Annotated in this window: 13 protein-coding genes; 8 read left to right on the forward strand and 5 right to left on the reverse strand. The window is 41.1% G+C overall.

Annotation, left to right across the window (positions count from 1 at the left end):
• Positions 1-119: 119 nt before the first annotated feature.
• The 4 genes from H9X96_RS09180 to H9X96_RS09195 all read left to right on the forward strand — a co-directional run bounded on the left by H9X96_RS09180 (position 120) and on the right by H9X96_RS09195 (position 5,469).
• Entirely contained in the window at positions 120-1,112 is a 993-nt protein-coding gene (locus tag H9X96_RS09180) for an aspartate-semialdehyde dehydrogenase (RefSeq protein ID WP_187666003.1), read from the forward strand.
• 92 nt (positions 1,113-1,204) lie between these two features.
• Positions 1,205-2,620 (forward strand): D-alanyl-D-alanine carboxypeptidase/D-alanyl-D-alanine-endopeptidase, encoded by a 1,416-nt coding sequence (gene dacB, locus H9X96_RS09185; protein ID WP_187666004.1) that lies wholly within the window; start codon positions 1,205-1,207, stop codon positions 2,618-2,620.
• A gap of 79 nt (positions 2,621-2,699) precedes the next feature.
• Positions 2,700-4,664: a beta-N-acetylhexosaminidase gene (locus H9X96_RS09190; RefSeq protein ID WP_187666005.1), complete on the forward strand. Its 1,965-nt coding sequence runs from the start codon at positions 2,700-2,702 to the stop codon at positions 4,662-4,664.
• 73 nt (positions 4,665-4,737) lie between these two features.
• Positions 4,738-5,469, forward strand: a complete 732-nt coding sequence (locus H9X96_RS09195; protein WP_255431063.1) for a tRNA pseudouridine(38-40) synthase TruA — start codon at positions 4,738-4,740, stop codon at positions 5,467-5,469.
• On the opposite strand, the gene H9X96_RS09200 is transcribed toward H9X96_RS09195, so the two are convergent.
• Positions 5,462-6,121: a TetR/AcrR family transcriptional regulator gene (locus H9X96_RS09200; protein WP_187666007.1), complete on the reverse strand. Its 660-nt coding sequence runs from the start codon at positions 6,119-6,121 to the stop codon at positions 5,462-5,464. The two genes, H9X96_RS09195 and H9X96_RS09200, sit on opposite strands and share 8 nt — an antisense overlap.
• Positions 6,122-6,929: 808 nt before the next feature.
• Between H9X96_RS09200 and H9X96_RS09205 the strand changes: the two genes are divergently transcribed.
• Entirely contained in the window at positions 6,930-7,379 is a 450-nt protein-coding gene (locus tag H9X96_RS09205) for a DoxX family protein (RefSeq protein ID WP_187666008.1), read from the forward strand.
• Positions 7,380-7,469: 90 nt separating this feature from the next.
• A complete protein-coding gene (locus H9X96_RS09210; protein WP_062546859.1) occupies positions 7,470-7,868 on the forward strand; it encodes an acyl-CoA thioesterase in 399 nt (132 codons plus the stop codon).
• A 6-nt stretch (positions 7,869-7,874) separates the two neighbouring features.
• Here the strand turns inward: H9X96_RS09210 and H9X96_RS09215 are convergent, their stop codons facing one another.
• From H9X96_RS09215 to H9X96_RS09230, 4 genes are read right to left on the reverse strand one after another with little or no spacing between them, the layout of a single operon-like run.
• Positions 7,875-8,381, reverse strand: a complete 507-nt coding sequence (locus H9X96_RS09215) for a shikimate kinase (protein WP_187666009.1) — start codon at positions 8,379-8,381, stop codon at positions 7,875-7,877.
• 2 nt (positions 8,382-8,383) lie between these two features.
• Positions 8,384-9,442, reverse strand: coding sequence for an ABC transporter permease (locus tag H9X96_RS09220; RefSeq protein ID WP_187666010.1), 1,059 nt, complete (start codon positions 9,440-9,442; stop codon positions 8,384-8,386).
• 3 nt (positions 9,443-9,445) lie between these two features.
• Positions 9,446-10,597 (reverse strand): BT_3928 family protein, encoded by a 1,152-nt coding sequence (locus H9X96_RS09225; RefSeq protein WP_187666011.1) that lies wholly within the window; start codon positions 10,595-10,597, stop codon positions 9,446-9,448.
• Entirely contained in the window at positions 10,597-11,139 is a 543-nt protein-coding gene (locus H9X96_RS09230; RefSeq protein ID WP_187666012.1) for a DUF1599 domain-containing protein, read from the reverse strand. The genes H9X96_RS09225 and H9X96_RS09230 overlap by 1 nt, the downstream gene beginning before the upstream one ends.
• 56 nt (positions 11,140-11,195) lie before the next feature.
• Here H9X96_RS09230 and folP point away from each other — a divergent pair, with 56 nt between their 5' ends.
• Entirely contained in the window at positions 11,196-12,053 is an 858-nt protein-coding gene (folP, locus tag H9X96_RS09235; protein ID WP_187666013.1) for a dihydropteroate synthase, read from the forward strand.
• A 46-nt stretch (positions 12,054-12,099) separates the two neighbouring features.
• Positions 12,100-12,891, forward strand: a complete 792-nt coding sequence (cdaA, locus tag H9X96_RS09240; protein ID WP_062546853.1) for a diadenylate cyclase CdaA — start codon at positions 12,100-12,102, stop codon at positions 12,889-12,891.
• The last annotated feature ends 78 nt before the right edge of the window (positions 12,892-12,969 follow it).

The following is a 12,969-nucleotide window of genomic DNA, read 5'->3' on the forward strand; positions in this document are numbered from 1 at the left end:
GCACAAAAAAATCACCATATTTGAAAAATATGGCCGAAATCAGCCAATGATAAAAAGAACTTATTACCAAAAACTGAATACTATAAATTAATAAGAACTATAAAAAACCAATTAAAGAAATGAAAATTGCAGTTGTAGGCGCCACCGGTCTGGTAGGTACCGTAATGTTAAAAGTGTTAGAAGAGCGTAACTTCCCGTTGACCGAGTTAATTCCGGTTGCATCTGAAAAAAGTGTTGGTAAAGAAATCACTTTTAAGGGTAAGAAGTATGCGATTGTAAACATGGATACTGCAATTTCAATGAAACCTGATATTGCTTTATTCTCTGCGGGTGGCAGCACCTCATTAGAACATGCTCCACGTTTCGCTGAAGCAGGAACCACAGTAATTGACAACTCATCGGCATGGCGCATGGACCCCTCTAAGAAATTAGTGGTACCAGAAGTGAATGCTCATGAATTATCACTTGATGATAAGATTATTGCAAATCCAAATTGTTCAACTATTCAAATGGTAGTGGCCTTAAAACCATTACATGATAAATATAAGATCAAACGTGTGGTAGTTTCTACTTACCAGTCTGTAACCGGTACTGGCGTTAAAGCAGTAGAGCAAATGATGAATGAGCGTAAAGGCATCATGGATGGCCCAATGGCTTATACTTACCCTATCGATTTAAATGTAATCCCTCAGATTGATGTTTTCGAAGAAAACGGATACACAAAAGAGGAGATGAAAATGATCAAGGAAACCAATAAAATTATGGGCGACGACAGCATCCGTGTGACGGCTACTACCGTTCGTATTCCAGTAATGGGTGGACACTCTGAGTCGGTCAACATCGAGTTTGAAACCGAATTTGATTTGATTGAACTGAGAGAATTATTAGCTAAAACTCCAGGAATCGTTGTAGTGGATGATATCGCCAATCTGAAATATCCAATGCCTAAAGATGCTCATGAAAAAGATGAAGTATTTGTTGGAAGAATCAGACGTGATGAATCTATGCCAAACACAGTGAACCTTTGGATCGTTGCAGATAACCTTCGTAAAGGTGCAGCAACCAACGCGGTTCAGATTGCCGAATACCTGGTGACTAACGACCTAGTTTAATTATCCCCCTATAAAAAATGATTGAGGTATGGAACGCTCTAAAAGGCAACCTGTACCTCAATTTTTCGTTAATAGCTACATTGCCTCCAATTATGAAGATTGTCAGAAACATTGCCTTTTTATCCCTGATCCTTTTACAGCAGCTTGCCCATGCCCAAACTCCACTAGAGAAACTGGAACAAGCCTACCAGGTATTAAAAGACGATGGCCAGGCAAAACATGCGATCATCGGCCTTTGCATATTGGACGCGAATACCGGAAAGTTATTGCTGGGCAAAAATGAAGAACTGGGCCTGGCCACAGCTTCTACCTTAAAAACCATTACTTCTGCCACCGCATTCAGTATGCTGGGTAAAGATTTTCAATACCAAACTACGCTTGCTTATAGCGGCCAGATTACTCCAGATGGCACATTACAAGGAGACCTCATCATCGTTGGTGGTGGAGATCCGACCTTAGGCTCCTGGCGCTACGAAAACACTAAAGAAAATTACATCCTGCAGCAATGGGTAACGGCCATACAGCGCGCAGGGATTAAAAAAATTGAAGGTAAAATTATTGGCGACGATGGCATCTGGGGAACGCAAAGCACACCTGATGGCTGGATCTGGCAAGACATTGGCAATTATTACGGAGCTGGCCCATCAGCACTCAGCTGGCGCGAAAACCAGTTCGACATCCACCTGAAAGCCAGTACCTCCAAAGATAAACCGGTATCCATCCTCAAAGTAGTTCCGGAAATGCCTTACCTAAAAATTATAAATGAGCTAAAAGCAGGTGCTGTAGGCAGTGGAGACCATGCTTATTCCTACCTGCCTCCTGATGGCAATCTGGCTTACCTTCGCGGAACCTGGGCTTTAGGAATTTCTAAGCCAGGAGTCTCTACTGCGGTACCTAACCCGGCTTTTGATGCTGCATTTCGTTTACAGGACACCCTGAAACGCATTGGAATTGCCACACCATTACCCCCAACTACAGCAAGACTAATGGCTGTGGATCAGCAAACCGTACCTGCTGTTCAACAGAAACTGATTACCATCACCTCCCCTACTTTATCAGAAATGGTGTATTGGTTTAATAAAAAAAGTGTCAATTTATACGGAGAGCACCTGCTAAAAACACTGGCCTGGAAATCCGGAAAAGTACCAACCACTGCCAATGGCGCGCAAACGGAAATCAATTTCTGGGTGCAAAAGGGGATGGACAAACGTGCTTTGAACATTGTAGATGGCAGCGGACTATCGCCAGCCACCAGAGTGACTCCAATGGCCATGGCCGAAATCCTCTTTCAATCGCAAAAAGAAACCTGGTTTCCAGACTTCTATAAGTCACTTCCTGACAACAACGGCATGAAGTTAAAAAGTGGCAGCATTGCCGATGTTTCTGCTTATGCCGGATATTATACTGATAAAGCAGGCAACAAATACATCATTGTAATCAACATCAATAACTACAACGGATCGGGGATTAACAAGAAGCTATTCAAGGTACTGGATGCTTTAAAATAAAGGGATCGACTCATTATCTGCCTTTTTATTGATAAATTGCGACAGTTTTTAAACATAAGAAATACGGTTAACCTTTGCTATGAAGAGATTATTTCTGTTGGTATTGAGCGGTATGATCAGCACTGCTGGTTATAGCCAGGCTCCCCTATCAACGACCACAACGATGACTGAGCCGGCAACATCAAACCTGCTTCCTACCGAAATTGCCATCATTCCAGAACCTGTTTCTGTGATCAAACAAGCTGGCCATTTCATTCTACCCGAAAATGTAACCATCTATGCTCCGGCAAGTCCGGAAATGAAGCAAGTGACCCGTTTCCTACAGGAAAGACTGTCCATTCCTACGGGCAGCTATGTTTCTGTAGTTAGCGGCCATACTGGAGAGCACGCACAAATCAGGTTAATTTTAAACGACAAGCAAAACCCGCAGTTAGGAACAGAAGGTTATCAATTGACCGTTAAACCCAATCAAATTCTGATCAGGGCTAATAAAGCAGCAGGCTTATATTATGGTGTGCAAAGTTTGGTACAGCTGTTCCCTAAAGAAATAGAAAGTAAAGAACCAGGATCACATATACGCTGGTCTGCACCATGTGTAGACATTACTGATTACCCTCGTGTAGGCTGGCGGGGACTAATGCTGGATGTAGCCCGTCATTTCTTCACAAAAGAAGAAGTAAAGCAATACATCAATGCGATGGTTCGCTATAAATATAACATCCTTCATTTACACCTTACTGATGATGAAGGCTGGAGAATAGAAATCAAAGGTTTTCCAAAACTGACAGAAGTTGGCGCATGGAACGTGAAAAAAACCGGAGAATTCGGGAATTTTATCCCTCCTACACCAGATGAGCCCCGTACTTACGGCGGTTTCTATACCCAGGAAGATTTAAAAGAACTCATTCAATATGCACAGGACCGCTTTGTCAATATCATGCCGGAAATTGACGTTCCAGGTCATAGTTTGGCCGCCATTGCTTCATACCCGGAGCTTTCCTGTACGCCAGGCGCAGAAAATTACCGTGTTCGCTCTGGCGAAAGAATCATGGACTGGTCCAGAGGAGCACCGCCAACGGCATTGGTAGACAATACCCTTTGTCCGGCGAATGAAAAAGTATACAGCTTTTTGGACAGCGTGATTACTCAGGTAGCCGCATTGTTCCCTTTCGAATACATCCACATGGGTGGTGATGAAGCGCCATTTAACTTCTGGCAAAAGAGCGATGCCGTTAAAGCATTGATGCAGAAAGAAGGATTAAAGAACATGCACCAGGTACAGGGATATTTTGAAAAACGGGTACAGGCAATTGTCGAATCCAAAGGAAAAAAGTTCATGGGTTGGGATGAAATCATGGATGGGGATCTTTCCCCAAGCGCTGCAGTCATGAGCTGGAGAGGTGTAAAAAACGGAGTGGATGCCGCGATGAAAAAACATGAAGTAGTGATGAGTCCCAGTACTTATGCTTACCTGGATTATATGCAGGCCGATCAGATTACAGAACCAAGGGTATATGCTTCCCTGCGTTTGAATAAAGCTTACGAATTCGATCCGATCCCAGCAGGTGTGGATCCAAAATACATTAAAGGTGGACAAGCAAATCTATGGACGGAGCAAGTCACCAATATCCGTCAGGCCGAATACATGACCTGGCCAAGAGGAATGGCGATTGCGGAATCTGTATGGTCACCTAAAGAAAAGAAAAACTGGGAAACCTTTTTTGTAAGAGTAGAACAGCATTTTCAGCGTCTGGATGTTGCAGAAACTAAATATGCACCAAGTGTATACGACCCGATTTTTAAAGTGAGCCGCTCTGCCGATAAGCAGCTGATCATTGAGTTGAGCACAGAAATCACAGGACTGGATATTTATTATAGCTTCGACAATTCGTTCCCGGATCATTTTTATCCGAAGTATACGGAAAAACTGACCCCCCAAAAAGATGCAACCATGTTAAGAGTAATCACTTACAGAGGTAAGCAGCCGATTGGAAGAATGATGAACATGCCAATAGACGAATTAAATAAGAGAGCAAGAAGATAAGACATTGAGGTATTTCGTACATATAGGCTACCATGGCCTTCATTTTAATGGATGGCAGAGACAACCAGGGGTAATGAACGTACAGGGCGTGATAGAACATGCATTGACACAAATCCTGAAAACCCCCATATTTATCAATGGATGTGGCCGTACCGATGCTCATGTTCATGCCAGTCAGTTCTTTTTTCACATGGACATAGAACAGCCCTGGGATTTTGATCTGATGTTTCGCTTAAACAAACTCTTGCCGGCCAGTATTGCCGTTTTTGACATCATTCCGATGGAAGGCTTACCCCATGCGCGTTTTGATGCCGTGCAGCGCAGCTATGATTATTTTGTGCATACTTATAAAAGCCCTTTTCTTAACGGACATAGTGCTTATTACCTTTTACCTGACCTAAAATTCGAACAAATGAAACAGGCCGCAGCATTGCTGCCTCAATACCAGGATTATCGTGCTTTCTGCACCAGTCCGGACAAATACGAACATACGCTCTGTTATGTGAAATCCGCAGAACTGACCGTGGATAGCAGTGGAGACCGTTTACGCTTCCAAATCTCTTCTAATCGCTTTCTAGGCAAAATGATTCGAATCATCATGGGGCAATTACTGAAAGTCGGCAAAGGGGAATTGAGTGTGGATGAATTTGAGCATCATCTGATCAGTAAAGAAACACCTAGACTGATTACCCCTGCACATCCGCAAGGGCTGTATTTATCGAAAGTCACCTATCCATACCTAAATTTGCCGCCAAGGACGACCTTTTCGGCCATTCTGCAACCTCAGTTCGATACTTTTAAGTAGTCTTATTTTTAATTTTTCCTGCCTGAAATGCCCATTCGATAATGTGTCGGATGGACTTCTTCACTTCAGCTCTTCCCGCTGCTGAGTTAATATCCAATCCGCAGATGGTACTTTCATTTTTCTTAGCATGAAGCACCATATAGTAAATTCCAGAAACCAGCAGTGCTGATACCCCCCTTAAGCTCACCGGTGAATTCTTGAAATAAGGATCAGACATCTCCAGCAATACATCTCCCTGTTCTGCCCTCACCTTACACAAGCTATCCAGCAAGATGGTTCTTTCTGAGATTTCCCACAAAATAATCTTTTGCATTTCTTCTTCATTCCAGAAATACTCAAACTGCTTTTCAAGAAGAGAGGATATGGTATCTATTAGGGCGCTTTTTTTATTAATGCCTTCAATATCATTGGAGATGCTTTTCTTGTAGGATAACCAGTAATCTTTTTCTATTACATAAGTTTCAATCAAGCGGTTTACATTTTCAAAGTACCGGTAAATCAGTTTCTTACTGACCTTGGCCTCCCTGGCGATTTCATTGACGCCCAATGCGCGGTAACCTTTAGCTTTAATAATCGTACCAACTGCATCTATCAGCTTACGTTCCGTTAGTAAACGGCTTTTAATGGCTTCGGTGGGTTCTTTTTTAACCATATCAATACTGGATTCTTATAAAGTACAACTAGACAATAGTGCTAACGAATGTTTTGGAAGAAAATTTTAACACAATAAATAAATTTTAGGCGCAAATACAAAAACCATGCAATAAAAAGGAATTTATTTAAAATTAATTTGAATTTCCTGGAAAAATAACAATAATTAATTATTTTTTGAGTTAAAACAAGAAGTAAAATTACGCAAAAACATAGTCTGAAGCATCAATTGATTGATTTTCATTAGGGTATATTTATTTTTAAAAAATTTGTTAAGAGATCATAGATAGAAATTAAGAAAATACTGAAAAAAATAAACTTCATGGCATTCCTACCGAATGCCATGAAGAGGGATAATTCAATATAGGGGGGACATATTGAATGTTATTAATGCGTTTTATAAATCCGTCTTGCAATAACGCCTAAATGCAAGGGGGTAATCAACAAAAAAATGAGAACGTTGATCAATGTATTAGAATCTAAATATAATAGGGGATTATATTTTAATTCCTACATGGCAAATATAACCTACAAAACCTATGGAAGTGGTGACATGGAAAATTATTTTAAGGTTCATTAACCAGTGATCTTCAGTTTATTAAATAATTCTTAAGCAACAATAAAACAGATTTTGTGTAAAAACACAATTTTAGCGCATAAATTATCTAATGTCCTTCAGCTCTTGGAATCCCCAATTCACAGGGCAAATAAGCAGCTGAACAGCAGTAAATTAACCCTAAAAAAGACTTGATAATCTTGTTAATTCTCCTTAACTTCAAGTAGCATTTTTAAAAACAAGGAGGTATATCATGACTGTTATTCAAAGGATTGAGCACTGGGGAGACCTGCACCATGCCAAATGGCTGGATGCGGTACGGATTGTTTTAGGTTTACTCATTTTTGGTAAAGGCATTGCGATTGTGAGCAATACAGCGGCCTTACAGGATTTACTGCTGCAAAATAATGTGTTTAGTTTTTCGGGGATGATGGCAAGTGTGGCGGTACATGTGATTGGTTTTGTCCATCTGGTAGGAGGCTTACTGATTGTACTTGGCCTGCTCACCAGGTTTGCGGTAGTAATCCAGATTCCAATTCTGGTATGTGCAGTACTTTTCGTTAACTTATCCAGGGGATTTTCCTTCCTAAATTCAGAACTATGGCTTTCCATCATCGTGCTGATGTTGCTGGTCCTATTCTGGGTGGTCGGTTCAGGTCCTTATTCTGTAGACTATCAAATGAAGAAAAAGCCGAGGTGGTAAAAGCATTATTCATTTACACCAATTGATTCTTTTACACCGATCTGAGATTCATGAAGCCTTAAATGATTAATTTTGAACAAAATAAGGCTTATGAATTTTCACACTAGAAAATGGGTAAAACCAGAAGATCTAAATCCTAACGGGACTTTGTTTGGCGGTAGCTTGCTCCGTTGGATCGACGAGGAGGCGGCAATTTATGCGATTGTACAGCTCAGCAATCCAAGGGTAGTCACCAAATACATCTCAGAAATCAATTTTGTCAGTTCTGCAAAACAGGGCGACATCATAGAAATGGGAATTACTGCGACAGATTTCGGAAATACCTCTTTAACGATGCGCTGCGAAGTTAGAAACAAGATCACGAGGAAAAGTATCCTCACCATTGATAAAATGGTATTTGTGAATGTAGATGAAGATGGCAACCCTGCGCCGCATGGCAGGACCCACATTAAATTTATCGAAGAACAATTTGAGAAAGAAGACCTTTAGAGGAATTTAAACGCCTGATAAAACCAATACTCTTAAAGCATCAGGCGTAAGGCTGATGCCATTTACAATCTGATTCGCTTGTTGATAGAAAGGATTACGTTCTTCCAGTTTATTGGCAATAAAGGCAATCAATTCTTCTTCATTCATGTCTTTTAGTAAAGGGCGTTTATCTTTTCCACTTTCCAACCTTTTAGCTAATGCCACAGGAGGCATTTCAATATAGACAGAAAGTCCGTTTTCATTGATCCATTGCATATTATCAAAATAGCAAGGCGCTCCCCCACCCGTGGCCACCACACAGTTGTCAGGGTAATTAAACTCCTTTAGCGTTTTGCTTTCAAAGATCCTGAAGGCAGATTCCCCATTTTCTGCAAAATAAGCGCCAATAGACATCCCTACGAGTTTTTCAATCTGGTGGTCCAGATCAATAAAATCATATCCTAGTTTAGTCGCCAGTTTTCTACCCAGCGTACTTTTACCACAACCCATAAATCCTATCAGAAATATCTTCATTTTTATTCAGCAAGTTTAACTCTGGGATCAACGGCGGCATATAATAAATCTACCAGAATATTGATCACCACAAATATAAAGGCAATAAAAAGAATTGAGCCCATCACTACCGGAAAATCTGACATTTCCAGGGCGGTAACGGTGGTTCTTCCTAAACCATTGTATCCAAAAATATATTCTACAAAAAAAGAACCCGCCAATAATCCCGCAAACCAACCCGAAATCGCGGTGATCACTGGGTTTAATGCATTCTTTAAAGCATGTTTGTAAATAATGGCATGTCTGCTTAAGCCTTTTGCTTTTGCAGTTCTGATGTAATCCTGAGCCAGTACATCGAGCATAGCGCTTCTGGTGAGCTGTACGATAATTGCCAGCGGCCTCAAGCCTAGCGTTAGCATGGGCAGCAAAAGGTTTTTCCAGGTCATGATTTCCCCTTTAAAAGGATCATAACTATAAAGACTGCCCGACATATTTAACCCTGTATAATCGCTCCAGACAAAACCAAACAACCAGGCAATGATAATTCCTGCAAAAAAAGAAGGAGCAGAAATCCCCAGAATGGCAAATGAATTTGCCGCCTTATCAATCCAGGTATCCTTATGTACGGCCGAAACGACGCCTAGCAGCAGCCCAATCACTGTGGCAAAAATCATTGCCGATAAGGCGAGTATGAAAGTATTCGGAACTGTTTCTTTTAAGATCATGGTGACCTCGCGTTTAGTCTGGTAAGACCTGCGGAGATAAGGCCACTTCAACACCAGTACGTCATTTCCGACATCCAGCAATTTCACGTAATGATATTTGCTATTGTTCTCGGCATTGTCTTCATGAATACTAATTGGAGAAAGGTCGTTCAGGTATAGAAAAAACTGAACTGGCCTGGATTTATCCAGGCCAAATTCTTTACGGACGGCTTCCAGCGACTGTACATCGGAGCGTTGCCCCATCGTCATTCTGGCCGGATCACCTGGCAATACATTAAAAAGTAAAAAGACCACGGTCAGCACCCCCAGCATTACCGCCAGTCCATAGCAAGACTTCTTGAGGGCATAAGCAAACATCGGCTATTTACTGAAATATTTTTCTGAAAGCACCTCGAAGGAAGGTACTGCATTGTAATGCCATTTATCGATAATGACGCCGTTTTTAAGCAGCAATACACCTGGATTCGCCCTGACCATACTTTTCAAAGGAACAGCATCCGCGTAAAAAACTTCTGTAAACAGTTTCATTTTCTTACTGAAAGCAAGCGCATCCTGTGCAGAATTAGAAGTTAGCAATACAGTTCTGATGTTAAATTGTTCCGCAGCATTCAATGCCAATGCGTTTAATTTAGCCACAGCTTCTTCATCTGTATCGTTCAGATTATAGGCCACATATATCAGATTATAGTAAGGATTTTCGATCAGCTCTTTCGTATAATCTGTACCTGAAGCATCACTGATCAGCAGATCTTTAATTTTAGGTTCATAACCTTTTTTAATCAGTTTCTTTTCAGGTGTACCTACAATTTCCCAGTTTTCATCTTTCCAGATTTCCGTTTTCAGGTAATCTTTGTCGCTCATCACCTTTTGCTCTTTTGTTTTCTTATTACTCAGGTTATACATGATCAGAAACTCATCAGGCTGAGCACCCGGAGGGATAGCCATCAGTTGAGGAATACTCGCTCCAACTTTATAAGGCAGGAAGTCTAAAATCGGCAATCTGCTGTAAGTATATTGGCTGAACAACAGCGAAGCACATAATACAATGGCCAGTGAAGCACTTTGCCAGCTGCGATTGGTGGTAATTGGGCGGATTAAATCCTTATGGATGAAAAGGTAAATGATCAACACCAGCAACACTAAATCTTTAGAGAAAGACTGCCATGGCGTTAAGGGAATGGCGTCTCCAAAACAACCGCAAGAGGTCACTACTTTGAAAAATGCGGAAACGAAAGTTAGAAAGGTAAAGAAGATAATCACCGCCAACAATCCTGCAGTCACCTTTTTAGCCCAGAAGCCAAAAAGCAGTAATGCCCCGAGCACGATTTCCATCACACAAAGTAAAATAGCAATTCCGGTAGCAATCCCACTTAAAAAAGGCAGGTGAAAGACCTCAAAATATTCCTGTAGTTTATAACCGAAGCCCAATGGGTCATTCGCTTTGATCAATCCCGAGAATATAAACAGGACACCAACAAATATTCTGGCAAAATTTAGGGCGATTTTCTTCATTATTTCAGACCAAGTTTAATTAATGCAAAAACAGAATAGTTGAGCATGTCCTGATAATTGGCATCTATCCCTTCTGAGGCTAATGTTTTCCCGGAATTGTCTTCTATTTGTTTCACTCTTAAAATTTTCATTAGGATGAGATCTGTTAAAGAACTCACCCGCATATCTCTCCAAGCTTCTCCATAATCATGGTTCTTAGCGAACATCAGGTCTTTGGTGAGGGTTACTTTTTCGTCATAAAGCTGTTCTACAGAAGCAGGATCCAAATCATAAGGGTCATTTTCCGTCAATTCCAGCTGCAGCATCCCCATCACGCAATAATTGATAATACCGATATATTCGGGAATAACCCCCTCATCTACCATGGAAACTTTTTTATCTTCCAGGGTACGGATACGCTGTGCCTTGATGAAAATCTGATCGGTAATGGAGGATGGCCTAAGTATGCGCCATGCTGTTCCATAGTCCTTTGTTTTCTTTATAAAAAGCGATTTACAAACCGCAATTACTGAATCGAATTCTTGTGAGGTGTTTGTTGCCAAAACAATTAAAATATTTAGTTTAAAGCTATTTAAATACCGTATTTTTGTTTTATACGATGGCTAAAGATACATTTTTAAACCGAAAGACCACACTAAACCTGCAAGGCAGGCTTGTAGATATCAGCAAGCCAACGGTGATGGGAATCCTCAACTTGACCCCGGATTCATTTTACAATAACAGCAGAATTGATAGTGCCGATGACGCTTTAAGGCGAACGGAAACTTTTCTTAATGAGGGCGCTAAGTTCATAGATATTGGTGCTTATTCTTCCCGTCCAGGTGCGTCGGAAGTCAGTGAAACTGAAGAATTGAGCCGGATGGTACCCATTGTAGAAATCATCAGTAAAAAATTCCCTGAAGCCTGGCTTTCTATTGACACCTTCCGTGCGAAAGTAGCGAAGGAAAGTGTGGAGGCCGGAGCACACCTGATCAATGACATTTCTGGAGGAGAATTGGATGCGGACATGTTCCAAACTGTGGCGGATTTGCAGGTTCCTTATATCCTGATGCACATGCGCGGCACCCCACAAAATATGCAGCAGCAAACCGGTTATTCGAATATTGGCCTGGATCTGGTGGATTACTTTTCTCAGAAAATAGCAGTGTTAAGAAAGTTGGGGGTAAAAGACATCATCCTTGATCCGGGTTTTGGTTTTGCCAAAACTACCGATGAAAATTATCAATTGCTGAACCAACTGGAAGAGCTGGATATTTTCGAATTGCCATTATTGGTAGGTTTCTCCAGAAAATCGATGATTTATAATTTCCTGGGGAATGATCCACAAGAGGCTTTAAACGGAACCACTATTCTAAATACCATCGCCTTGATGAAGGGTGCAGGCATCCTGAGGGTGCATGATGTGAAAGCAGCGGCGGAATGTATTGCGCTGGTAGAGAAAACCAGGTCTCACTAAAACCCACGCTCGCTATTAATATCAAAAAATACCTAACTTGGGCATAATGAAAGGATTTGATTTCGATTTTTTAAGAGTATCATTAACGGATGTGGTAGACATTATATTTGTCGCACTCCTTATTTACTATATCTACAACCTGATAAAAAACACACTGGCGGTAAACTTACTGCTGGGCATGCTGATCATTCTGATCATCTGGTTTGCGGTAGATCAGCTCAACATGAGGTTACTTTCTACCATTATCAACAAATTCATGAGTGTGGGGATCATTGCCTTGATTGTGATCTTTCAGCCGGAGATCCGACGTTTTCTGCTATTGATTGGAAAGAACACCTTCCTACAGCAAAATAAAGCCTGGTGGGGTTATATTTTCGGCAGTAAAAACATTGAAAGAGACAATCTGGTGCGTATTAAACCGATCATTGATGCTTGCAAAAGCATGAAGAAATCGCGGACAGGGGCTTTAATTGTGTTTGTCAAATTTTATGACGACCAGCTTTTCGCCAATAGCTGTGAGGTGATTGATTCCAAAATATCGAAAAGACTGTTGGAAAGTATCTTTCAAAAATACAGTCCGCTGCACGATGGTGCGGTAGTCATTGCAGAAAATAAAATCAAAAGTGCCAGCTGTATTTTGCCATTAACAGACAACGACAAGCTCCCTCCTCAATTCGGTTTACGCCACAGAGCTGGGATTGGCGTTTCCGAAACGACGGATGCGGTTGCCGTGATCATTTCTGAAGAAACCGGAGAAATTGCTTACGCAAAACAAGGAAGAGTCCGCATGAACGTCTCTTTTGGAGAATTGGAAAAATTATTGAATAAGGATTTTTAACTCCAGCAAAAAACAGAAAGTATTCCCTAAAACAAAACAGGGGCTGGTTTTATAACAACCAGCCCCTGTTTTAATATA

This window comes from Pedobacter sp. N36a (assembly GCF_014472395.1).
Lineage (GTDB): Bacteria > Bacteroidota > Bacteroidia > Sphingobacteriales > Sphingobacteriaceae > Pedobacter.

Bases quoted from the DNA above. Each gene is read 5' to 3' on its own strand.
- H9X96_RS09180 (WP_187666003.1), top strand. From the start codon at position 120: ATGAAAATTGCAGTTGTAGGCGCCACCGGTCTGGTAGGTACCGTAATG.
- dacB (WP_187666004.1), top strand. From the start codon at position 1,205: ATGAAGATTGTCAGAAACATTGCCTTTTTATCCCTGATCCTTTTACAG.
- H9X96_RS09190 (WP_187666005.1), top strand. From the start codon at position 2,700: ATGAAGAGATTATTTCTGTTGGTATTGAGCGGTATGATCAGCACTGCT.
- H9X96_RS09195 (WP_255431063.1), top strand. From the start codon at position 4,738: ATGAACGTACAGGGCGTGATAGAACATGCATTGACACAAATCCTGAAA.
- H9X96_RS09200 (WP_187666007.1), bottom strand. From the start codon at position 6,121: ATGGTTAAAAAAGAACCCACCGAAGCCATTAAAAGCCGTTTACTAACG.
- H9X96_RS09205 (WP_187666008.1), top strand. From the start codon at position 6,930: ATGACTGTTATTCAAAGGATTGAGCACTGGGGAGACCTGCACCATGCC.
- H9X96_RS09210 (WP_062546859.1), top strand. From the start codon at position 7,470: ATGAATTTTCACACTAGAAAATGGGTAAAACCAGAAGATCTAAATCCT.
- H9X96_RS09215 (WP_187666009.1), bottom strand. From the start codon at position 8,381: ATGAAGATATTTCTGATAGGATTTATGGGTTGTGGTAAAAGTACGCTG.
- H9X96_RS09220 (WP_187666010.1), bottom strand. From the start codon at position 9,442: ATGTTTGCTTATGCCCTCAAGAAGTCTTGCTATGGACTGGCGGTAATG.
- H9X96_RS09225 (WP_187666011.1), bottom strand. From the start codon at position 10,597: ATGAAGAAAATCGCCCTAAATTTTGCCAGAATATTTGTTGGTGTCCTG.
- folP (WP_187666013.1), top strand. From the start codon at position 11,196: ATGGCTAAAGATACATTTTTAAACCGAAAGACCACACTAAACCTGCAA.
- cdaA (WP_062546853.1), top strand. From the start codon at position 12,100: ATGAAAGGATTTGATTTCGATTTTTTAAGAGTATCATTAACGGATGTG.